Genomic DNA, 251 nt, shown 5'->3' with positions numbered 1-251 from the left:
ATCAGCAACGCTGATTACTTGATGAACACATTTTCGTTGTGCTTCTTCCAGATTGTTAAAGAACAAATATAGCTGTTGGGTAAAACCCAACTCATAACATCGTAAGCCACGACACTATGAGTTGGCCTCTACATCGCCACCGGCGATTAATGAGAATCAATGGTGGAGGTGAACGGGATCGAACCGATGACATCCTGCTTGCAAAGCAGGCGCTCTCCCAGCTGAGCTACACCCCCATATCCCGCTTGACG

At 47.8% G+C, this 251-nt stretch carries 1 tRNA gene; it reads right to left on the bottom strand.

The annotated features are described in order from the left end of the window. Window positions 1-160: 160 nt before the first annotated feature. Window positions 161-236 (bottom strand) — tRNA-Ala (locus tag AC6LJW_RS29520). Between the last annotated feature and the right edge of the window lie 15 nt (window positions 237-251).

It is taken from the genome of Achromobacter sp. 1012554356, assembly GCF_059760815.1.
The sequence above is the reverse complement of the archived record's forward strand: the minus strand, read 5'-3'. Positions and strand labels throughout refer to the sequence as shown.